Origin of the sequence: Clostridium sp. MCC328, from assembly GCF_018785465.1 — a bacterium.
Lineage (GTDB): Bacteria > Bacillota > Clostridia > Lachnospirales > Lachnospiraceae > Pilosibacter > Pilosibacter fragilis.
Genome location: NZ_WQPW01000064.1, coordinates 55,205 through 77,874 on the forward strand (window position 1 = coordinate 55,205; position 22,670 = coordinate 77,874).

Consider the following 22,670-nt stretch of genomic DNA (forward strand, 5'->3'; position numbering starts at 1 on the left):
TTAAATAAAAAAATAAGCTGCGCAGGGGACTGGATTTAGTTCCCTGCGCGTGTTAATATAGAGACGTCTGGAAACGGATATTTTCAGATCATGACTGTGAAGATATCAGCAGTTATTGAAAATCCAAAACTGAAGAGACGGACAAACTGCGCTGTCGGTAAATGGCAAAGCGGTTCCGCCGGAATGGAGAAAATATGGATATTTTAAACGAAGCTAAGAAAAATTTCGACTATATGGTAAGGATCAGAAGACACATGCACGAGTATCCGGAAAACAGCGGTGTTGAGTACGAGACAGTAAAATATATTGCCTCTGAGCTCGATGCGCTGGGAATCGAGTATGTAGTCGTTCCGGAAGGTGGTATTATCGGACAGATCCACGGCGGAAAACCGGGAAAAACCGTTCTTCTCCGTGCCGATATGGACGCGCTTCCGATCAAGGAGAGCAAGACAAACCTCACAAAGGAAAAGGTCTGCATCTCCAAGAACGATGGAATCTCCCATGCCTGCGGACATGACGCCCACACAGCGATGCTTCTCGCTGAGGCAAAGATCTTAAACGAGAATAAGGAAGACCTAAACGGCAATATCGTCCTCCTCTTTGAGCGCGGCGAGGAAGCCGGCGGAAATATCAGAAATTTACTTCCGTATGCCGTTGAGACAATGAAATTAAAGATCGATACCTGTATGGCAACACATGTAAAATGGGATGTTCCGACAGGAACGATCTCCGCGGAGCCGGGCGCGGTATTCTCCGGTGCATATGGATTTATCATCAAGCTTCACGGCCAGGCTGGTCACGGATCCCGTCCGGATCTTGCCCACAGTGTTTTAGACTGCTTCAACAATATCTATAACCATATCAATATGATCCGCATGAAATATGTGGCTCCGACGGATATCCTGACCTGCTCCGTTGGTTTCGTAAACTGCGGAACCGTCCGCAACATTATTCCGGACGAGCTGACCTTCGGCGGTACGATCCGTACCTTCAATGTTGACGGCGCAGGCACACCGTTTGTAAAACAGCTGATGGATGTAGTTGAGAAAGAGTGCGAGCTCTGTCAGTGTACATATGAAATCCTTCATATGCCGGATCCGCTGTTCGAGTGCCAGAACAACGCAGTCTGCAGCGAGATCGCGAAGAACGCAGTAAGAAAGTACATCGGTGAGGATGCTGTTACGGTTGCACAGCCGTGGATGGCATCTGAGAGCATGCAGGCGTGCTTAAAGCTCTGGCCGGGTATCATCACCTTCACAGGTATCCAGAGCGAGGAGGCCGGCACCGGCGCAAACCATCACACACCGGAATTCGATGTGGATGAGCGCGGCATGATCTACGGTGTTGCAGCAGCACTTGGATATGTGAAAGATTTCTTAAATTACGATAAGGAAATCCCGTTCAAACCGTTCGAGGGAACCTTAAAGAATCTGGTTGAGAGAAACCTGTAAAAGCAACAGAAATGGTAAAAAAATATCCGTTAATAGATAAAAAGACCGAATAGCAATAAAAAGACCGGTGTATCAAGAAGAAATTTGATATGCCGGTCTTTTTGCGTACATACGTGGGTACCGAGTTAAAGCCTGTGTTTGTACGAGAGATTGGCAACTGTCAAGCGGATATTCGCAATCCGCTTCGCTACTTGCTCATAACCGAATAACTGCTCCGCAGTTTATCAGAAGGAGCTTGCACTCCTCCTGATACAAGCAAGTCCCCACCTACTGCTTATTGCTTTTCGCAATTGAAGCTAGGACTTACTTGATTCGGTTAAAAAGACAGGGGCAATAAAAGCTGATAATAAGCCCCGTGTTCCGGTACAGCGCGGTTTCCGGCGGTAATGGATCCGCCAAGATAGTGGATGCCGGTCCATACAATCGAAAGACCAATTCCATTTTTTCCGCCATTACCCTTATAAAAACGTTCAAAAATATGAGGGAGATCTTTCTCCAGGAATCCCGGACCATCATCCTGTATCAGAAGGATCAGCGAGTTACCATCTGTACTCATACGGATCAGAATCTCGTGCTCGGCATATCGCAGACAGTTTGAAAGAATATTTTGTATCACCCGCTTCAACAATTCCGGATCCGTGTGGATCATTAGTGGACGTGCGGCTTCAAGATGTATCACGCAGTCCCTTCGGATCGTACTCATGATATCCACACACTCATCAAGAAACTCTATTACTTCCAGATCTGTCGGATGCAGGTCAAATGTGTGACTGTCCATTTTTGAGAGAGAAAGAATACTTTCTACAAGGTCAGTCATGCGCAGACTTTCAGAAAGAATGATACCGGCAGCTTTCTGATGATCCTTTATGACATTGGAAACGATCCCCTGGGAATACCCGGTGATAGACGCAAGCGGCGTTTTCAGATCATGGGAAGCGTTTTGAAAAAACTGCCTTTTTTCTTCCGCGGATCTTCGGATCGTTTCTTCCATCTGGTTATAGGAGCGTTTTAAAGCTTCCAGTTCATTTAAAGAATAGGAATCCTGGATCTGTGCGGCTGTTTCTCCATTGATCCGCTGGATCTGGAGGCAAAGATGCTGGAGCGGGACAGAGATGGTTCTTGCAATTCCCCATACTAAAAAAGATGATAAAAACACAGAAGCGATTAAAATCGCAAGATACAATTTCCATGTATAATTCCAGAAAACAGATGAATCCGGAATTTGGACAACAGAAACAAAATACTTTGCCCGTACAGGTGTACTGGACGGAAACACATACATACTGATGTACCAGAAGTCTTCAGAAAGTAAAATCCGGGACGTTTTTCCGGAAATCAGTTCACCTGACTGGATCATCTGTCGGCACTGTTCCTCTAAGGCAGATATCGGATAAATATTCTGGTCATTACTAGATTGAGGGAAGACAAGTTTTTGCTTGGAATTAAAAACCAGAAATATACCATTATAAGGCTGATCTCTGAGCTGCCGCCGGACAGAACGAAGCAAAGCTTTTGAAGATTCGCGCGTATTTTCCTTAGAATCTGAGGAAGTGTAAGCCGGGTCAGTGCTCAAACGATCCGACTCCGACTGAACCATCCTGATCAGATGCTCTGTTTCTTTCCTGGCAGTGTACTGTACATACCAGCGGGAAGAAAGGAAAAAGGTGATTCCGACTCCGAAAGTCATCATAAAAATCACGAGAAAAACTGCAGAAAATAAACGTGTCTGGATACTCTTTCCAATCATATTGATTCGATCCCTTCTGGCCTTCGTTCGCTCATTCGATAACCAAAGCCCCATACCGTCTCGATCAGGGCAGTAGATCCGAACGAAAGTAGTTTTTTTCGAAGCCGTTTAATAAAATCCTCCGGTATATCTGCTTCAGGATTAGGACCTTGAAAATGCCAGATCTGTTCGGCTAATTCTTTTTTAGAAACAGCATTATCTGCCCGTTGTATCATATACAGCAGAAAATCAAATTCTGTCGGAGTTACATTGAGATCACGTTCCTGAATTGTGACTCTGTGGCTGACAGGAAAAAGGACCAGATTTCCACATATAAACCGAGTGACAGGATCGGTCATGCTGGCATCGTAAAAGTGTGGATCAGACCGGCGGAATAATGCTTTTACCCGCGCAACGAACTCTAATGGAAGAAAGGGCTTTGTAATATAGTCATCGCTTCCGAGAGTGATTCCCATAACACGGTCGAGCGGCGTATCTTTGGCAGATACAAAAATAATGGGAACGTAGCTTTGACGACGGAAATAGGTACATAGACTGAGACCATCGATTCCGGGCATCATGATGTCGAGGATAAGCATATCGGGTTCTTTTGCGGAAAAGGCCTGACAGGCTTCCTGACCATCTTTAAACGTCTCTACTGTAAAGCCTTCATTTTCAAGAAATAGCTGCATCATTGTACGGATATTTGACTCATCATCTACTACATAGATCAGTTTTGACATAATAAAGTACCTCATTTGTATTTATGTTTTCATATTAACAGGAAAGTTTAAAACCGTAAATGATTGCCGCATTTTTGCCACACAGGTGAACTGGTAATGCACACAGGGATAGCGGTATGATAAACACATAAAATAATTTAACCGAATCAAGTAAGTCCCCTGCTTTAATTGCGAAAAGCAATTAGCAGTGGGTGAGGACTTGCTTGTATCAGGAGGAGCGCAAGCTCCTTCTGATAAACTGCGGAGCAGTTATTCGGTTATGAGCAAGTAGCGAAGCGGATTGCGAATATCCGCTTGACTGATGGAGGTAACAAGATGAAGAAAGGTTTAAAAATTTTATGCGCGGCGTTATCGCTTACTGCAATCATGTCCTTCTCTGCGTTTGCGGCTGAGACAAAAAAAGAATATAGGGCGGAAGCGGAGCCGATCCGTAATGAGATGAAAGTGATGGAGGAGCAGATGGATGCTCTCAGGGAATCCAATAAAGATTTCATGGAACATTTCAAAAATATTCATCAGAACAAAAAGGAGACAGGAGAGCTTCCGGTTGATAAGAGTGTGTGGAAAGAGGCAAAAACACTTCGTGGGAAAATCAAAACGATCCGTGAGGAAAACGGGGATTCCCAGGTAAAGAATCTTCGCGCAGAAGCGAAGGCGGCTGCCGAGAACAAAGATTTTGATACAGCAATCTTAAAATTAAAAGAAGCAGAAAAAGAAAAGGAAAAACGTCTGGAAATGCTGAAAGAGATCAATAGCATTTGGAAACAGATTGATGATCTTCTTTCTTCCGGACAATAAGTGGAGGAAATTTGTCAGAGCTGAAAATTCCAAGTGCACACAATGGATATCTTATGGCAGAATGGCACTTTTACGCATCCGGACCGGATAAGACAAATGAAAAGAAGCTGTGGACTACGGGAACGGATGCTGAGAAAAAGCTGATTACAGATAAGATCCAGACGGCGCTTGCATGGCAGCAGACGGGGATTCCGACATGGGTTGGAGCCTGGATGCCGGGCAACTATAATAAAGGAAATACATACAGTGTAGAAGAACAGACAGTATTTGCAGGATTTATGACGAAAGCATTGAGTGATGCAGGAATTCCGTTTGCGGTAAATGCAGATACAAAGTATTATAATGCGGCAGAGAATACATGGATCTCGTCCATGCAGCCGGTTTTTAAAACAATATTCCAATAAAAGAAGAAGCTATTACGAGCAGCGGAATGCTATCCGCTGCTCTTAGTGAATGTGATGCAATAGATAGCTCATAAAAAGTATTATTTTACTCCTATTTCGGAAAAGTGTTCCCCTTACTTAAAATTCTAAGCAATATGCATATTTACACATGGGTTTATTGAATCTGAACTTACCTAACGGTTCTTCAAACTTGGATTTACACTCGATATATCAATCTGTTAAATCTCTATTTAATAATTTCTTATACAAGACATCCATTCCAAAAGCACCCACAGGAGCAGTAGTAACAATTGCCATAACGGCAACTGATAAAACGATTTTCCCACATGCAAGACCTGCTGCAAGTGGCACAGAACCAATTGCTGCCTGTACAGTGGCTTTGGGTAGATAGGCAATCATACAGAAAAGACGCTCTTTCCATGTCATAGGTGTGCCGACTAAACAAAGAGCAACACCCGCAGAACGGAAAATAAGGGCGAGGAAGATCATCAATATCGCCGCAATGCCAGCGTTCAGTGTATAACGAATATCCACCGCCGCACCGACCAGCACAAACAGGAGCACTTCTGCCGCCAGCCAGAGTTTTCCGAATTTTTCAGACAATCGTTTTGATACAAAGGTAACACTTTTGATTTTGAGAACGCAAGCCATGCTTACTACGGCCAACAGACCGGAGACAGATATACTCTCCTCCAACCATGTTTCAACCGCCATGAGCAGGAACGACACGCCCAAAACAACGATTACTTTTATGCTGTTTCGGACGCAGTGGTTATGTGCGTAGGCAGTTTCAAAAAACAAACTGAGCAGATACCCGGTGATTGCGCCCAAGGCAATGCCGAGGACGATGGAAACCGGGATATTGATAAAATCCATCAAATTTGCATGACCGCCCTGTGCCATGCCGAGAAAGGTAGAGAACAGCACAATAACGAAAATATCGTCGCAGGACGCCCCTGCCAGAATGAGCTGGGGAATACTTTTGTCTGTGCCGTATTTTGCGTCCATCAACTGAACCATGCGTGGCACAACGACTGCCGGAGAAACTGCGCCGAGGACAGCGCCCATGACAGCGGCCGCTATTCTGGTAACGCCTAAAATGCCAGGCGCAAACAGAAAGAAGGCTAATATTTCACAGCTTGCCGGGACACAGGACATCATAATGGCGGGTCGTCCTACCCTTTTCAAATCAGCCAGATTGAGGGATAGCCCTGCTTTGAGCAGAATGATGATAAGAGCCATTTGCCGTAGGTCAGCGGAAATGGACAGGATAGAGGGATCGAGCAGGTCAAGGACATAAGGTCCCAGCACAATACCCGTAATCAGCATACCAATAATGCGGGGCAGCTTGAGCCGTTGACAAATTGCAGCCATGAACAGACCAACAAGAAAAATGAAAGCCAGTGATGTTAACATAAAATTCTCCTCCTTTGGACGCAAAAAAGCTGATGCCTTTCTGCGAACAGATAATCGCAGAAGTCATCAGCTTAAAAAGCGGTTTAGGTTTCCCAAGGGAGAACTTCATTCCCTTTAACGGTTTCAATAATACCTCTGACTTCTTATCATGTCAAGTTATTTTGGAAATTATCATCATTGTCACTTTGATTCACAAATCATACTACAAATTCTGATTAGTCTCCTTTTATAACGGTTGCATCATCTCAAGAATGATTCCATCCGGGTCTCTGAAATAAAACGCTCTGCTTTTCCCAAATCCATCTGCTCTGAAATCGAAATACTGCGGTTCAGAGAAGCACTCCACATGATTTTCGATAAAGGTTTTGTAGACAGAATCAATGTCATCCGTGTAAAAGCATAATTCTGAGATAGATGTCGTAAACAAGTCTGATCGTTCTTTATGGATTTCGCTGTCTACAAACTGAATCAATTCAACCGGTGGTGCTTCAAGAACCTTCGAACCATTCAAATATGCAACCCTTGCTTTACAATTTTCCTTACGGAACATTTTATCTGTCTCTTCGCCTTCCATAAAGATTTCGCCCTGAAATTCAAGCCCAAGAATATCTCTGTAGAAAGCAATCGAGCGATCCAAATCAGAAACGGTTAATCCAACGTGATAAATTCTTCCAACCATATTTTCCCTCTCCAATAATTTCTTTATTTCATCAAACTGGAATTTGCCCGCACTACAGAATCCATTTTAAACAGATTGGATAAATGTCTATCACAAAATGTTCCTGAATCAGATTTGTACTCGGATGCGATTCTGAAATATCAATCTTCACATTTTCTATTTCTTTTGATAATTCACTTGGAGCGGAACCAATTACTATATACTGGCATATACAATACTCCAGCATCCCATGCTCATCAGGCTCTAATGGGCTTGTTTCAAATGGCTTTTCAATATCTATTCCTATGCTGTCCAAAAACTCTGCTACCTTAGGATATGCATCTTTTACTTGCAAATAATAATTCTTACAGTAATTACAGTCGCACAAATCCTCTTGCTTAATATCCTTATAATACTTTTTTGTCTGCTCTACATTTATCGCCATTATCATTCACCAGTTTCCGACCAATCGAGTTGTTTGTATTTATGAAATCCACCAATTTCCATCAGGACCTTTGTTCAAACAACCTACCTCTTCGGAAATTTTATTACCTGCAAAATCTTTTACTATGATTTTGTCGTAATATTTATAATCATCTGTTGCACAGTTGTTTTCGTCATCCCAACCTTCTTCTATCCAAGCTTCAATATAGACCTTGCCATCCTCTATAAAAATCACCGATTCATTGTGCTTTAATGGGAAGAAAATTTCCGTTGGATAATAACATCGAAATCCTTCTCCATCTTCCTGACTTATGATATATAGTGGATTACCTACAATATGCAAATTATATGGATTCAAATCATCGAGGTTTAATTCTGCAACTTTTTCCAGTATTTTCTCTGGTAAATAGCGATATAAAGAAATTCTTTTCTTGTTATAATCACACTGCAAAAAATATATGAATTTTTCTACATATACCGGATCTCCATAAACAATATTATTCTGCTTTTCAAATGGAGTGTATACCTTCCCTTTTTCGAAATCATAGATAAGTACAACCGATCCTCTACTAATTCCTTCCTTTGCTAACTCGACTAAATCATAGAAATCTATCGTATCACTCTTGGAATAGCCATATCTATCTTGCCCATATAATTTTTCAACATAACTGCCATCAACTTTATCAAATCGCTTTATCATAGATACCTCCTCCAACTCCCCGTTTGTATGGGTTCGATAAATTGGGAGTTGCCTTTGCTCGTTTGCTTCCAAAGCACAATTACCTTCTTGCAATTTGGACAATACCAGCCTCCGTCAAGGTCATGTGCTTTTATTGAGTCCTTACTTCAAAAAACATTTTACCAAAATGCTTTAGCTCTGTTTCTTCTGCCTTTCGAGGATATAAGGTAGGTCCAGCTGCGGTCTTACAGACAACATCGCCTGCCACCATTTCAGTACTGCAAATTGGACATTTCATAGCGTTATCACCTTCAAATTAAAATTTAGTCTCGGCACGGAAAACTGGAATTGCTCAATCTTTTTTCTCCGTTAGGAGAATATACAATCCATAAATAAAAAGAACAAGGAATAAAACTGTAGGAATCAATACTCCATTTTCTAAAATACTTGCAATCATTCTTCCAGGTGGCGTTACCCATGCAGTTGCCGGATTTTGCATCGCCACTATTATCATTCCTACAATACCAACAACGCCACTCAATGTTAAAAAACCACCTTTTATATTTCTATTCATAATCATTACCTCCGCATATCAAATACCGATTTATTTGTTATCATCATTTTTTTATTTTTATTCAACCATGTAGCACCAAAACACAAAGAGGTTGAACCTAGACATAGATATATAACACCCATCCTGACATCACTAGTAAAAATTAATATACCACTAACGTAGAAAAGCAAAGACATTATAAAATATAATAATGCTGTTATTTTGTTTCTTTTCATCATGTGCACTCCTTCAAATTCCGAGTTATCTTTTTGTTCCGTCATCATTGAATGTTCGTTTCAACGCAGACTCCGTTGGGATAATTGAAATGATTAAAACGATGCATTGAATTGTTATAAGAATACCTCCAATAATTCCAATCGTTTTCTCATTACTCTGGTAGAATGGAATATGTATTAAAGCGGACGGAATAAGCATTATTACACCCAGTTTCCACCAAAGTCGACCACAATAATCATGTGCAAACTTCCATGTATCCATATTTTTCATAGAGCGGGTTGTCCTATACCCAATTATACCATTTATACTTTTAGGGCAATGCTTCCACATCATTCTCCCGGCAATAAGCATGGTTACGGGAACTAACAAATCACATATCAACATAAACCACCAATACCACATATGAATTCTCCTCTCATAAAAATCCCGATTTGTTAATATCAAACTTGCTGGCGGCGGACGGTTCTCAAAACCGTCTGCGGACGGCAAGTCCTCAAGGGATAGACGCACAAGCGTCGCAAGGGAGTGTAGCTCCCTTGACGGAACGAAGTGACGAAACATTTTCGGTCATGCAGCCTTTTTCTGCTGACAGAGAATGAAGCTCCGCAGGACGCACAATACTCCCGGAAGGAGAGTATAGAAGTGCGCCCTTTAGTTCCTAAAGGGATTTTATCAGCTCGACAACCTGGAAGTTATTCATTTAATTCAGCCTCAATCTCTTCAATGGTAGGCATACTACCTCTGAACTCTTCTGGTATAAGTTTTGATAATTCATAACTAGAAATACCAAGTGGCTGGATAGTTGATTCTAATGCATACTGGGCTTCTACTTTATCCATATCTTTACAAATCAGAAGTCCCAAAGTAGGATTATCAGCTTCTGTTTTCATCTGATGATTAACAGCTACAACATAAGTTCCCAATTGACCTGCATAGGAAGAATCAAATTTTCCTGTCTTTATTTCTACAACTACATAGCAATGCCTTTGCAGAATTTCCTCTGCATTTATCAAGTATTATTTTGTTATGTCCCCATGGAATTCTAAAAATGATTTGTAAATCATCCCCAACTTGGGGACGATTTGCATCTGCAATCAATTCGTCCTCAACCTGAGGACAAAATACTGCATCAGAATACATCTCATAAAAGTATCTCATATATTTCAAATTAGTTGGAGAAAATGATTTCACATCTGGCAAAATGGATTTCAAATCATCACTCACCGTTTTATAGAATCCCATTCCATATCCGAACTGTTCACTCATAGATGAAATACCCTTACCAAGCTTCCAATAAAACCTTAGCATCTCATCATTTATCTTCATAGAAGCTCTGATTTGGCTTTTTCTAAAATCAGTAGATATTCCGGTAATCCACTCTTTATATTCATTATCAGCCTTAATCAATTCACTCATATATAACCCTTTCTAATGTGTCAGTTCGACAACTTCCGAGTTGTCGCTGAGTTTCAATCTCACCGAAAGATTGGAAGTTATCTATTTGCATAATCAATCAAAATCTTTTTACAACTACTACAACGATAAGCTTCACAATGAGGGATTCCTCCTGAACTTTTACTCAATTCCAAATCGTCCGATTTTTTTGTATGAAAAACTTTTGTCTGATTATCAATTGTAAAAGTAATGTCTCGTTAGCTCATCAGGTATCCTCTCATCATTTCTTCACCACGATATGGACATTTCATGCTGATTTACCCCCCTATAAATACTAGTTTTTATATATTTGATTGTAAAATAGATGTCTGCTGTTTGCATTGTATATTTATAAACTCATTTCCCATGGGTACACAATTCCGAAAAGGGAGTTATTTTACAAATCTAAAGAGTGTTTTTTGTGAAAAATCATGCATAATTTCATTTGTCTAAAAAAGATATATTCACCAAAACATTAATCTAACATTAATCTTTTCGTAAATGAATCATCCCACGCTCCAGTGATTTCAAGATAAGCCTGCAGATATTCGACATTTTCGCCATTGATCTTGCAGTTTAAGAGGTGACGAGTAATTAAATAACCGGTAGTGGTATGGCGCTGTACTTCAGCTACGATCTTTGGCGCTTCAAGTCCGGAATAATCATTTTCAATCATGGCTTTGACGGGAAAACTGATGTAGCGGCTGCCGGGTCTGTTTTCCCATATGAGATCCGAGCGGGAATAAGAACTGTTTTCAGATACAATGAGTCCTTTACGTCCAGAAATTTCTGAGTTGGTATCCTTACACCAGACGTAGTATGAAGGATCGGATACGTATTGCCGGATCCGTTCTTTTTCACGGAAATCCCATGAGATGACGTGATGAAAGTCCGGAGTCTCAAGGATAAAGGGATTGACGAGCAGTCTCAGCAACCGATAATAGTTCCTCTTCAGACTTTGCGATCTTAGCAGCATCTGCTGATATTCTTCAATCTTTTTGTTGAGTTCCCGTTCCTGATTTTCCAGGAACTGATCATATTCAGATAATTCCAGAGAAGAAAATGCACGGATGTCTTTAACCGGTACTCCAAGATTCCGATAATACAGAATATCAGCTATGTCGATTAAATCCGTATTGGTATAGGTTCGGTAGTGATTGCTCTTTTTACTGACATGAAAGAGGTTCTCCTTTTCCCAAAAACGAAGAGTTGAGGGAGTAATGTTCAATATTTCGGATATTTCTCCGATGGTAAGATTTTTTTTGCCCATTTTTAGAACTCCGGTGAATGTGGATAATGATCAAAAAGCAACTGTTATTATTATAACAATTTCACACTTGACATTCAAGTAACTTTAAGGATTTAAATATAAGAAAAGGCAATGCTGAAGGGACTGAATGTGTATTATAGTGTGGTGCTGCAAGGTGATGGATAAGCATTCAGAAAACATGCAGTGTTGCTTCAAAGATTATAAACTAAGGAGGTACTTATGAGAACTTTGAAGGAAAGGATCAAAAACTTTAAGATGCCGCATACATATGTGATACTTGTCACTATTATGTTCATCGTGCTGATTCTTACACACATCATTCCTGCTGGATCTTATGAGCGTGTAGAGGATGCGGTTACAGGAAAGATGGTCGTTGTGCCCGACTCTTACGCGTATGTAGATGCTGAGGTGCCGGGGCTGTTTGGTCTGTTTCAGGCTCTGGAAGCTGGTTATGTGGACGCTGCTGATATTATGTTCCTCATTATTTTTGCGTATGGTTTTGTTTATGTTTTAACCAAAAATGGAACGATGGATGCTGCGCTGGGAACTTTAGTACGGAAGATTGGCAATCGTGTCCAGCTATTGATTCCGATCACAATGCTGATTCTTGGTTTAATGGCATCTACCATGGGTATTTATGAGGAAGTCTATGGACTGTTTCCGGTTTTCGTAGGAATCTTTGTTGCCCTGGGTTATGATGCTGTCGTAGGCGGCGCAGTTATCTTTTTAGGCGTATCTATCGGATATGCCGCAGGCACCACGAATCCTTATACCATCGCTATTGCACAGGATATTGCAGGTGTTGAACTTTACTCAGGAATGGGATTCCGCTGGCTTATTTTTGTTGTCACAGAGATCATTGCCATTGCTTATGTGATGTACTATGCCCGCAAAGTCAAAAAAAATCCGACAAAGTCTGTGGTTTATGGCACTGAGCTGGATGCAGTCAAGGCAAAATCCTTAGATGAATTACAGACAGCATCCATGAATATCCGTCAGGGGTTATGTTTAGTACTTTTCTTTGGAGTCATTATATTTTTATTCTATGCTATTTTGAACCTGGGCTGGTATGTAGATGAAATATCAGCATTTTTCTTAATGGCAATGGTGGTTGCAGGTATTATCAGCGGTTATTCCGCAACTGATATCTGTAAGACCTTTATTGAGTCTACTAAGAGCATGGTTTCTTCTATGCTAATTGTCGGATTCACCAGAGGAATTCTGATTTTAATGAAAGAGGGTATGATCACAGATACGATCGTATACGGACTGGTGAGCCTGCTTAAAAATACAGGTACATACCTCTCTGCCTACGGAATGATCATAATTGAGAATATTGTAAAACTCTTTATCAATGGTTCAACAAGCGCGGCAACGATCACAATGCCGATTTTGGCACCAACAGCCGAGCTGGTTGGTATGAGCCGTTCAATTGCCGTATTGGCATATCAGTTAGGACACAGCTTTGCAGATATATTCTGGCCGACTTCCTGCGCTCTTTGCTGTGGTCTGATGGGAGTGCCTATTAACAAATGGTACAAATTTATTACTCCGTTGTTTGGCATCCTGTTTATTATGGAGTTTGTATTTATGACGGCTGCTGTAATGATTGGTTATTAACTCCCATATATCGGAATAAAAAATATTATATTTAGAGGTAACATTGATGCTTATTAAAAACGGATATTTGTTTACTACTTGTACAAATGATTTTGAAAAATTGGATATTCGTATCGAAAATACGAAAATAACGGAAGTGGATTTCAATATTTCTCCAAAAGAAAATGAAGAAGTGATAGATGCGGCGGGAAAATATATAACGCCGGGTTTCATTGACGCTCACAGTCATATTTGTATCAGCGAAGAAGGTATGGGGGAAGTGGGTGACGATTGTTGCGATTACTCGGATGCGATTACCCCTCAGTTAGAAGTGCTGGACGGTCTGTATCCTTTTGACAGAGCGGTGGAACGATCTGTCCGGGCAGGGGTAACCTGTGCCTGTGTTTGTCCGGGCAGTGATGGCGTTATCGGAGGTGTTGCTTCGGTTATCCGGTTAACGGGTAAGATTGCAGATGAGATGATCGTGACCCGCAAGGCTGCTGTGAAAGGCAGCCTTGGGGAAAACCCGAAGGCAGCTAAGCATGGATTCGCTTCACGTATGGGTACTGCTTATCACTTACGTAAATGTCTGGAAGATACGAAGGAATATCTTTTTGAGAAGGAAGAAGCGGAAAAGAATGATGATCATTTTCGGTGTGATCCCGGCATGGAAAATATGGCTATGGTTCTGAGAAAAGAAATCCCGCTGCATATTCACGCTCACCGTTCGGATGATATCTGTACGGCGATCCGTATTGCCAAGGAGTACGATATCAGGATCGTTATAGTCCATTGCACAGATGGGATTGAGATTGCTGAATATATAGCAGCCAGCGGTTTTCCTGCGATTGTCGGTCCCAGCATGAACCCATGCAGCAAGCAGGAGGTTTGGAATAAGAGCTTTGAGACTGCCGGTGTCCTCAATAGGGCAGGTGTTAAAGTCTGCATCACTGCCGACCATGATGTAACACCGCTGTATTATTTACCTATTTATGCCGCTATGGCTGTTCGCTTTGGCATGGATGATGCAGAAGCATTGCGCGCAGTAACATCATATCCTGCAGAGATTTTGGGTATCGATGATCGAAAAGGTGCGCTTGTCAGCGGAAAAGATGCGGATCTCGTTATCTGGAGTCATCATCCATTTGATATTCATGCGAAAGCAGAACATGTTTTTATTGAAGGAAAACAGGAATGTTAAAAAAGCAAAGGAACTTGACTGAAAAGTGTAAAAAGTCGTTTATCGGGTGGAAATTACCTCATACATATGTAATTTTAACGATTATTTTACTGGTCGTAGTAGGATTGACGTATATCATTCCCGGAGGAGAATATGATCGGGTCATTGATCCTGCGAATGGAAAAACGATCGTATTACCTGACAGTTTCCATTTTGGTGAAGGAAACCGCCCAGACTTCTTTGATATTTTTCTTTCGGTGTCTCGTGGCTATGTAAGTGCTGCAGATATCTTGTTTCTTATTGTTTTTGCATATGGCTTTGTTTATGTATTGAAAGACAACGGCACACTGGATGCTGCGGTGTCTGCGCTGCTTAAATTGATGGGGAAACGTACCGAATTATTGATACCTGTAGGAATGCTGTTGTTTGGCCTGCTTGGATCAACATTGGGTATATTTGAAGAAACCTATGGTCTTGTGCCGTTGTTTGCAAGCATAATGCTGGCATTAGGCTATGACAATCTTGTAGGTGGTGCCGTCGTTTATATTGGCGTGGCTACCGGATTTGCGGCAGCTATGACAAATCCGTTTTCAGTAGGAATTGCCCAGACCATCGCTGATGTACCGCTGAATTCCGGCGTTGCCTATCGCGCCGTGATTTTTGCAGTATTTGAAATGGTATCTATTTGGTATGTGATGCGCTATGCCAGAAAAGTAAAGCAGAATCCTGAACTTTCAGTTTTATATGGCTGTGATGAAGTGGAGCGATCGGACAAAAAGCAGTATGATAAAGAGGTGAACTTTACATTTCGCCGCAAATTGTGTACGATTTTGTTTTTTGCTACGATAGGGATTCTGCTTTACGGAACGAGCATGCTTGGATGGTATATCGATGAGATATCTTCATTATTTTTAGCAATGATGGTAGTGGCGGGAGTCGTGGGAGGAAGCAGTCTGAATGAGATCTGTCTTACTTTTATTGAGTCAACTAAGAGTGTAGTATCCTCGATCCTTGTGATCGGATTTACCCGGGGTATTCTTATTGTCATGAAAGAAGCACTTATTTCTGATACAATTGTTTACTATCTTTCTTCTCTTTTAGATATCGGGAATCCCGTCATTTCTGCTATTGGAATGTTGTTTTTGCAGAGTATCATTAATATTTTCATTAATGGTTCCTCCAGTCAGGCAACGATCACTATGCCGATTATGGCACCTGTAGCTGATATTGTAGGCGTAAGCCGCCAGACAGCGGTATTGGCATATTGCTTTGGCGACGGCTTTTCGGACATGTTCTGGCCAACGAACTGTTCACTGGAATGCGGTCTGATGGGAATCCCGCTTGAGCGATGGTATAAATTTATTACACCGCTGTTTTTGATCATGACGATCCTGCAGGTATTTTTTATAGCATTGTCGGTTTACGTTTATTGATGTTCCCTGTGAGCAGGCGGTCAGGGAAAGCTCCGGGCTGTTTAACCGCCTGATCTTCTTTTTATAGTAAATTATCTGAACAAGTCCGCCTTTTTTTAGCGGAATCTTAACCTCTCAAAACATACTTTTCTCACAATTCCCATGTTATACTAAACATAATTCGCCGGTTACAGGATCGTGGCGCTGCAAGCCCGCATATCCTGTAACGGCATCCCCTGTTCGTGAAATACCTGGCGGAGAGAACACGAATGTGGAAAGAAACCAAGTAACAGGGCGGATTTTGAGAGAATGGGAATGTCCGCCTCAAAAAGACAGGAGAGTGGAATATTGGGAATGACAAAAAAACTGCGGGAGAAGTGGAATGAGGCGTTGCAGGCGGTACTGCCGATCATCGCGATCGTGCTGGTGCTCTGCTTTGTGATCGCGCCCATCTCCTCCAGCATCCTGCTCTGTTTCCTTTTGGGAGCAGTCCTTTTGCTTGCGGGAATGATGCTTTTTACACTTGGAGCGGAGCTTGCCATGTCACCGATGGGCGAGCGAGTGGGAACGTGCCTGACGAAGAGCCGGAAGCTTCCGGTGGTGATCGGGCTGTCCTTTCTCTTAGGCTTCATCATTACGATCTCGGAGCCGGATCTTCAGGTTCTGGCGAATCAGGTTCCGGCTGTGCCGAACATGACGCTGATCTTGTCCGTTGCATGCGGAGTCGGCGCATTTCTTGTCGTGGCACTGCTGCGAATGTTGTTCTCCGTGGCACTTCCGCCGTTGCTGCTTGTCTTTTACGGCGTGGTGTTTGTACTGGCGATGTTCGTGCCGAAGGATTTTTTAAGCGTGGCCTTTGACTCCGGCGGCGTTACGACGGGACCGATGACGGTGCCGTTTATCATGGCGCTCGGTGTCGGAATCTCCGCAACGCGAAGCGACCGCCACGCGGCGGACGACAGCTTTGGTCTCGTGGCGCTCTGCTCCATCGGACCGATCCTCGCAGTCATGATCTTAAGCATGATCTTCAAGGCGGACAGTAGCTCCTACACACCGCCGGTGATTCCGGAGATTGGTGATTCAAAAGAACTGTTCCTGCTCTTTGCAAGGGAACTTCCGGTCTACATGAAGGAGATCGCGGTCTCCTTGCTGCCTATTATCTTATTTTTCATGATTTTCCAGATTTTCATGTTAAAATTAACAACAAGAAAATTAAAGAAGATCGCGATCGGTCTTGCCTATACATACGCGGGGCTGGTACTTTTCCTTACGGGAGTGAACGTGGGCTTCATGCCGGCGGGAAATTATCTCGGACAGGTGCTTGCGAAGTCCGCCCACCCGCTGTTCCTTGTTCCCATCGCAATGATCATGGGATATTTCATCGTAAAGGCAGAGCCGGCCGTGTACGTTCTCAATAAACAGGTTGAGGAGATCACGGACGGAGCGATCTCCTCGAAGGCCATGGGAATGGGACTTTCCCTGGGCGTTGCGGTTTCTCTCGGACTTGCGATGGTGCGGGTACTCACAGGAATCTCGATCCTGTGGTTTCTCATTCCGGGATACGCGATCGCACTGGGAATCTCGTTTTTTGTGCCGAAGATCTATACAGCAATCGCCTTCGACTCCGGCGGCGTGGCATCGGGACCGATGACGGCAGCGTTTCTGCTTCCGATGGCACAGGGAGCCTGCTCCGCTCTTGGAGGAAACATCGTCACAGATGCCTTCGGTGTGGTCGCGATGGTTGCCATGACACCGCTTATCACGATCCAGGTCATGGGGCTGGCTTCGAGGATAAGAGCGAAGCGCGGAGTGCAGGAAGGAATGTCCGCAGCTCATGGACAGTCCGGGGCATACGCGGCGTTTGAGCTACTGGATGATGACGCGATTATTGAATTGTAGGAGGTTTTATGAGCGAATTATACTTGATGGCGACGATCAGCGACCGGAACCAGAGCCGGAGATTCCTCGCCTTCTATAAAGAATATGGGATTTCCGTCACATTCCTGACGTTAGGCCGGGGAACCGCGGCGTCGGAGGTGCTGGACGCCTTCGGGTTAGAGGCATCGGAAAAGGCCGTCCAGTTTGCGGTAGTGACGGCGGCGGAATGGAAAAAGGTAAAAAAGGGCCTGGAACAGGAGATCAAGATCGATATTCCGGGAACGGGGATCGCCTTTGTGACTCCCCTGAGCAGCATCGGTGGAAAGCGGCAGCTTCGCTTTTTGACCGAGGACCGTGGATTTGAGAAAGAGGAGGAAAGCAGCTTGAAAGGAACAGACTACGAGCTTCTTGTAGTGATTGCAAATCAGGGCTATACGGATGTGATCATGGACGCGGCGCGAAAGGCCAACGCTACCGGCGGAACCGTGATCCATGCGAAGGGAACGGGAATGGAGAAGGCGGAAAAGTTTTTAGGCGTTTCCCTTGCTCAGGAGAAAGAGATGATCTTTATGGTCACGAAGACAAAGGATAAAAACGGCATCATGCAGAGCATCATGAAGGAAGCCGGGATCGGAAGCAAGGCGGGGGCGATCGTCTTCTCTCTGCCGGTGACGGAAACAGCGGGGATGCGTCTGATCGAGAAGAATGAGGATGATTAAGATCTTTCGCGCTGACCGCAGCAGATCATAGGCCTGAGGGAACGGAACGGTGCCATAAAAAAACGCCGCGGAAACGCCCCGAAACCATTGACACGGCATATAGAGTATTGTACAATCATTCGTAAATCTTCGACCGGTCCGGACACAGAGCGGAGCGTGCGGGGAGACAAATCATGGACGAAGCCCCGGAAGAAACCGGGCGGCGTCAAATTTATAAAGATTTAGGAGTTGATTTTTTTGGATTCAGGGCAAGCCCTGCAGGGACTGATCGTAATTGGACTTCTGGCGTTATCCGCGTTTTTCTCATCGGCGGAGACGGCAATGATGACGGTAAATAAGATCCGTGTGCGGAATCTCGCGGAGGCGGGACTCAGCCATGCCGTTGTGCTGGAGAAGATCTTAAGCAATCAGCCCAAAATGCTCAGTGCAATTTTAATAGGAAACAATATTGTCAATATTTCAGCGTCTTCTCTGATGACTGTGCTGGTCACAGACGTGCTTGGAAATAAATATGTCGGTATCGGAACCGGCGTTTTGACGCTGTTAGTCCTGATCTTTGGTGAGATCACACCGAAGACTTCCGCGACGATCTATTCCGAGACCCTGTCACTCAAGTTCGCGAAACCGATCTATTTGATCATGCAGGTCCTGACACCGCTGATCGTGGTCGTTGATGTCCTCTCCAAGGGCGTTTTAAAGATGATCCATGTGGATCCGAACAAGAAACAGGACGCGATCACAGAGGATGAGCTCCGCACGATCGTGGAGGTCAGCCACGAAGAGGGTGTGATCGAGTCAGACGAGAAGAAGATGATCTACAACGTGTTCGATTTTGGGGATTCTGTCGCGAAGGACATTATGGTTCCGCGTATCGATATGACATTCCTCGATGTGAATGCCAGCTATCAGGAGATCATGGATATTTTCCGACAGGAGAAGTATACGAGATATCCGGTCTATGAGGAGACGACGGACAATGTCATTGGCATCGTGAATATCAAGGACCTGTTCCTGATCCCGAAAGACAAGGAATTTAAGCTGCGGGATTACCTGCGTGAGCCGTATTACACCTACGAGTTTAAAAAAACGACGGAGCTTATGGTGGAACTCCGTAAGACCATGAACAGCGTTGCCATCGTTCTTGATGAGTATGGCGCGACGGCCGGGCTTATCACATTGGAGGATATGCTTGAGGAGATCGTCGGAGAGATCCGCGACGAGTACGATGCGGATGAGGAAGACAGCATTAGGAAGATCAATCCGAAGGAATATGTGATCGAGGGTGCCATGAAACTCGATGATCTCGACGACCAGCTGGGTCTGGATCTCAAGTCAGAAGATTACGACTCTGTCGGCGGCTATATTATCGGCCTTTTAGACCATCTCCCGCAGGCGGGGGAGGAAGTCACAAGCGGAAATCTCCGGTTTGTGGTGGATACGGTGGAGAGAAACCGGATTGACAAGGTGCATCTGTATATTCTGGATGCGCCGCAGAAGAGTGAAGAGAGTGAGCAGGAGAGCAAACCCGAACGGTGAAGTTACTGAACCGCGACAAAATTAGCGAAAAATGTACAGCTTTCGGTCTTGACAAATTTTTTCAAACCAATTAATATGAAACTATCCAAAAGGGGAGTAGTTGAAATGCACTGTCAACAATCGCGGCGGAAACGTCTGGTGGTGCATACCGGTAAAATGGTAACGAGACTTTTTGCAGAGAGAAATTTCTGCAGAAAGTCTTTTTTTGTTGCTCTGAGGATCCGAGAGCGATCTGATATGGCGGCAAAAAAAGACGGTCTGTAAAATTTCATGGAATCCATTGGCAGGGAAAGAGAAAAACCTGCGCATACTATTTTCAAGGAGGAGTTTTTATGGACTTTTTATGGAGTGGATTACTATCGATCACCTGGCAGCAGGTCGTCATGTATGTGGTAGGACTTTTACTGATTTACCTGGCGATCGAGAAAAATTATGAGCCGGCCCTTCTTCTGCCGATGGGCTTCGGTGCGATCCTTGTGAATCTCCCGGCCAGCGGTGTATTAAACCAGTTTATGGAGGGCGCCGGTGAGACTCATGGAATCATCCAGTGGCTCTTTGAATCCGGCATTGAGGCATCGGAGGCTTTCCCACTGCTGCTCTTTATCGGTATCGGAGCTATGATCGACTTTGGACCGCTACTTTCGAACCCGAAGATGTTCCTCTTTGGTGCAGCGTCCCAGTTCGGCATCTTTTTTACGATCTTTATGGCATCACTTCTCGGCTTTGATATCAAGGATGCTGCCTCTATCGGAATCATCGGAGCGGCAGATGGTCCGACTTCGATTCTGGTATCTCAGGTGTTAAAGTCAAACTACATCGGAGCGATCGCGGTGGCGGCATATTCCTATATGGCACTTGTGCCGATCATCCAGCCGATGGCGATCAAAGCGGTTACGACAAAGAAAGAACGCATGATCCGTATGCCGTATGAGCCGGGAAAAGTAAGCCGGTTCACAAGAATCGCTTTTCCGATCATTGTAACATTTGTCGCAGGACTTGTCGCTCCGGCATCGGTTGCTCTTGTAGGATTCCTGATGTTCGGAAATCTGATCCGTGAATGCGGTTGCTTAAACAGCCTTTCCGAAACAGCACAGACGACACTCGCGAACCTGATCACACTTGTTCTCGGAATCACGATCTCTTTCTCCATGAAAGCGGACCAGTTCGTAAGCTTACAGACACTGATGATCATGGGACTTGGACTTTTCGCTTTTATTTTCGACTCCATCGGCGGCGTCATGTTTGCGAAATTCTTAAATCTGTTCAGCAAGAACAAAGTGAACCCGATGGTCGGAGCAGCAGGAATCTCCGCATTCCCGATGTCTGCCCGTGTCATTGAGAAGATGGGAATTGCGGAGGACAGAACAAACCATCTTCTGATGCATGCCATCGGAGCGAACGTATCCGGTCAGGTCGCATCTGCAGTTGCCGGCGGAATCGTCCTTGGATTCTTTATGTAGGAGGTCTGGACTATGAATGTAAATACAATGCTTGCTTTAGGGATCATGTGGAAGGGAATGCTTGGAATCTTCGTTGTGATGGGGATCCTGGCGCTCGTTGTTTATCTCCTCACGAAGGTGGGAGACCGTTAGCTCACCATCCCGCCCGCCATCCCGCTCAATGTGCACATGGCGAGGACAGAGAGAAGTCTTTTGGTGTCTTCCGTGACACCGTCCTTCTGGGCGAGGGACATGAGATATAAAAACAGAAAATAGAGAGTTCCGAGGACCAGGCCCCAGAAAAAACGCCTGGTCCTCATTGTTTTTCCGGCGATCATGCCGCCGAAAAAGCAGGAGAGGATATAGACTGCGCAGACAGCGAGATTGACCTGGTTTTCCGGGAGACGGAACTTAAAAAGGGCGAAGGACAGTATCGCCAGAAGAATTCCGGAGAGGATATAAGTTGCGATCAGGGCGCGTACCATGCGCCATACCGGGTTTGTCTGCATGAGAAAACTCCTTTCTTGAAGGATGTACTCCGGGAGTCTTTCCAGAACTCATAAAAGTCGGGAACAGAAAGATTCTGAGAGGACATCATGATGTGGGCGTTTGCTTTATACAGGATATGTGGGGAAAGGCCATGCATATGCATTGCGCGGCTGATCTTGTTACCGGTGAGCCTGTTTGGCTGAAAAAAGCGCCCCGGATATTTTCCTTTGCGGCTGCCGGACACAATTGCGGCATGCTATGCAGACAAAAAGTGGATCTCTGTACCGGATTTTCCTGCATCACGGCAATAAAATCCGTTGCATAATAGAAAATCGTATGGTATAATTTCATTTAAATTCGGGGTATTATGCCCACGATAAGAGAACAGGAGGAAATGATACCATGAAGCATGTAAAAACTTTAAGTTCCAACACTTTAAAGAACAGCATGAAGAAGGGCGGCTGCGGCGAATGCCAGACATCCTGCCAGTCTGCATGCAAGACATCCTGCACAGTAGGAAACCAGAGCTGTGAAAACAGCAACCGCTAATGCGGGGCTTCGAATAAACGGAAGTTTTTAAAGAGACCCCTACGGTCGTATGATTG

24 protein-coding genes and 1 riboswitch are annotated in these 22,670 nt (G+C 44.0%); of the genes, 12 read left to right on the forward strand and 12 right to left on the reverse strand.

Annotated features, from left to right (window positions below):
• The first annotated feature begins 161 nt into the window (after positions 1–161).
• Complete coding sequence (locus GPK83_RS10195) at positions 162–1,451, forward strand: amidohydrolase (RefSeq protein ID WP_015553065.1); 1,290 nt, start codon at positions 162–164, stop codon at positions 1,449–1,451.
• A gap of 316 nt (positions 1,452–1,767) precedes the next feature.
• Here GPK83_RS10195 and GPK83_RS10200 read toward each other — a convergent pair whose 3' ends face one another.
• Both GPK83_RS10200 and GPK83_RS10205 read right to left on the reverse strand, forming a co-directional pair.
• Positions 1,768–2,607 carry a HAMP domain-containing sensor histidine kinase gene (locus tag GPK83_RS10200; RefSeq protein ID WP_215704711.1) on the reverse strand — a complete coding sequence of 280 codons (840 nt, stop codon included), beginning with the start codon at positions 2,605–2,607 and terminating at the stop codon, positions 1,768–1,770.
• Between the two features lie 587 nt (positions 2,608–3,194).
• Positions 3,195–3,920, reverse strand: coding sequence for a response regulator transcription factor (locus GPK83_RS10205; protein WP_215704712.1), 726 nt, complete (start codon positions 3,918–3,920; stop codon positions 3,195–3,197).
• A 315-nt stretch (positions 3,921–4,235) separates the two neighbouring features.
• Between GPK83_RS10205 and GPK83_RS10210 the strand changes: the two genes are divergently transcribed.
• A complete protein-coding gene (locus GPK83_RS10210; protein ID WP_215704713.1) occupies positions 4,236–4,718 on the forward strand; it encodes a hypothetical protein in 483 nt (160 codons plus the stop codon).
• Between the two features lie 53 nt (positions 4,719–4,771).
• Complete coding sequence (locus GPK83_RS10215) at positions 4,772–5,122, forward strand: hypothetical protein (protein ID WP_252196316.1); 351 nt, start codon at positions 4,772–4,774, stop codon at positions 5,120–5,122.
• 210 nt (positions 5,123–5,332) lie between these two features.
• Here GPK83_RS10215 and GPK83_RS10220 read toward each other — a convergent pair whose 3' ends face one another.
• The 9 genes from GPK83_RS10220 to GPK83_RS10255 form a co-directional block, all read right to left on the reverse strand.
• On the reverse strand, positions 5,333–6,538 hold the full coding sequence (locus GPK83_RS10220) for a cation:proton antiporter (RefSeq protein ID WP_215704714.1): 1,206 nt from the start codon (positions 6,536–6,538) through the stop codon (positions 5,333–5,335).
• Between the two features lie 50 nt (positions 6,539–6,588).
• Positions 6,589–6,660: riboswitch (Fluoride riboswitch) on the reverse strand.
• Positions 6,661–6,764: 104 nt separating this feature from the next.
• Positions 6,765–7,217 carry a VOC family protein gene (locus tag GPK83_RS10225; RefSeq protein WP_215704715.1) on the reverse strand — a complete coding sequence of 151 codons (453 nt, stop codon included), beginning with the start codon at positions 7,215–7,217 and terminating at the stop codon, positions 6,765–6,767.
• Between the two features lie 52 nt (positions 7,218–7,269).
• On the reverse strand, positions 7,270–7,641 hold the full coding sequence (locus GPK83_RS10230) for a hypothetical protein (RefSeq protein WP_252196317.1): 372 nt from the start codon (positions 7,639–7,641) through the stop codon (positions 7,270–7,272).
• A 39-nt stretch (positions 7,642–7,680) separates the two neighbouring features.
• On the reverse strand, positions 7,681–8,340 hold the full coding sequence (locus GPK83_RS10235) for a hypothetical protein (protein WP_215704716.1): 660 nt from the start codon (positions 8,338–8,340) through the stop codon (positions 7,681–7,683).
• Between the two features lie 331 nt (positions 8,341–8,671).
• The gene (locus GPK83_RS10240) at positions 8,672–8,893 is read right to left on the reverse strand and encodes a peptidase M50 (RefSeq protein ID WP_117515754.1); all 222 of its coding nucleotides are present in this window, start codon (positions 8,891–8,893) and stop codon (positions 8,672–8,674) included.
• A gap of 240 nt (positions 8,894–9,133) precedes the next feature.
• On the reverse strand, positions 9,134–9,511 hold the full coding sequence (locus GPK83_RS10245; protein WP_117515752.1) for an SdpI family protein: 378 nt from the start codon (positions 9,509–9,511) through the stop codon (positions 9,134–9,136).
• Positions 9,512–9,801: 290 nt separating this feature from the next.
• A complete protein-coding gene (locus GPK83_RS17355) occupies positions 9,802–10,122 on the reverse strand; it encodes a PDDEXK nuclease domain-containing protein (protein WP_345941800.1) in 321 nt (106 codons plus the stop codon).
• The gene (locus GPK83_RS10250) at positions 10,052–10,525 is read right to left on the reverse strand and encodes a DUF1016 N-terminal domain-containing protein (protein WP_345941801.1); all 474 of its coding nucleotides are present in this window, start codon (positions 10,523–10,525) and stop codon (positions 10,052–10,054) included. Before GPK83_RS10250 ends, GPK83_RS17355 begins: the two co-directional genes overlap by 71 nt.
• A gap of 493 nt (positions 10,526–11,018) precedes the next feature.
• The gene (locus GPK83_RS10255) at positions 11,019–11,813 is read right to left on the reverse strand and encodes a MerR family transcriptional regulator (protein WP_117503132.1); all 795 of its coding nucleotides are present in this window, start codon (positions 11,811–11,813) and stop codon (positions 11,019–11,021) included.
• A 219-nt stretch (positions 11,814–12,032) separates the two neighbouring features.
• Here GPK83_RS10255 and GPK83_RS10260 point away from each other — a divergent pair, with 219 nt between their 5' ends.
• The 8 genes from GPK83_RS10260 (at position 12,033) to GPK83_RS10295 (ending at position 21,729) form a co-directional block, all read left to right on the forward strand.
• Positions 12,033–13,433 carry an AbgT family transporter gene (locus GPK83_RS10260; protein ID WP_215704717.1) on the forward strand — a complete coding sequence of 467 codons (1,401 nt, stop codon included), beginning with the start codon at positions 12,033–12,035 and terminating at the stop codon, positions 13,431–13,433.
• Positions 13,434–13,479: 46 nt separating this feature from the next.
• Positions 13,480–14,613 (forward strand): amidohydrolase, encoded by a 1,134-nt coding sequence (locus GPK83_RS10265; protein WP_215704718.1) that lies wholly within the window; start codon positions 13,480–13,482, stop codon positions 14,611–14,613.
• Entirely contained in the window at positions 14,607–16,025 is a 1,419-nt protein-coding gene (locus GPK83_RS10270; RefSeq protein ID WP_215704719.1) for a TIGR00366 family protein, read from the forward strand. Before GPK83_RS10265 ends, GPK83_RS10270 begins: the two co-directional genes overlap by 7 nt.
• A 333-nt stretch (positions 16,026–16,358) precedes the next feature.
• Entirely contained in the window at positions 16,359–17,903 is a 1,545-nt protein-coding gene (locus GPK83_RS10275; RefSeq protein ID WP_215704720.1) for a DUF1538 domain-containing protein, read from the forward strand.
• An 8-nt stretch (positions 17,904–17,911) separates the two neighbouring features.
• Entirely contained in the window at positions 17,912–18,601 is a 690-nt protein-coding gene (locus GPK83_RS10280) for a P-II family nitrogen regulator (RefSeq protein ID WP_015553074.1), read from the forward strand.
• A 237-nt stretch (positions 18,602–18,838) separates the two neighbouring features.
• Positions 18,839–20,137, forward strand: a complete 1,299-nt coding sequence (locus GPK83_RS10285; RefSeq protein ID WP_117469063.1) for a hemolysin family protein — start codon at positions 18,839–18,841, stop codon at positions 20,135–20,137.
• Positions 20,138–20,469: 332 nt separating this feature from the next.
• A complete protein-coding gene (locus GPK83_RS10290; RefSeq protein WP_215704721.1) occupies positions 20,470–21,597 on the forward strand; it encodes a sodium ion-translocating decarboxylase subunit beta in 1,128 nt (375 codons plus the stop codon).
• A 12-nt stretch (positions 21,598–21,609) separates the two neighbouring features.
• On the forward strand, positions 21,610–21,729 hold the full coding sequence (locus tag GPK83_RS10295; protein WP_021904606.1) for a hypothetical protein: 120 nt from the start codon (positions 21,610–21,612) through the stop codon (positions 21,727–21,729).
• Here GPK83_RS10295 and GPK83_RS10300 read toward each other — a convergent pair.
• Positions 21,726–22,085: a TIGR04086 family membrane protein gene (locus GPK83_RS10300; protein WP_117469065.1), complete on the reverse strand. Its 360-nt coding sequence runs from the start codon at positions 22,083–22,085 to the stop codon at positions 21,726–21,728. The genes GPK83_RS10295 and GPK83_RS10300 overlap by 4 nt on opposite strands.
• 382 nt (positions 22,086–22,467) lie before the next feature.
• Between GPK83_RS10300 and scfA the strand changes: the two genes are divergently transcribed.
• Positions 22,468–22,614, forward strand: a complete 147-nt coding sequence (gene scfA, locus GPK83_RS10305; RefSeq protein ID WP_015553081.1) for a six-cysteine ranthipeptide SCIFF — start codon at positions 22,468–22,470, stop codon at positions 22,612–22,614.
• Positions 22,615–22,670 lie beyond the last annotated feature (56 nt).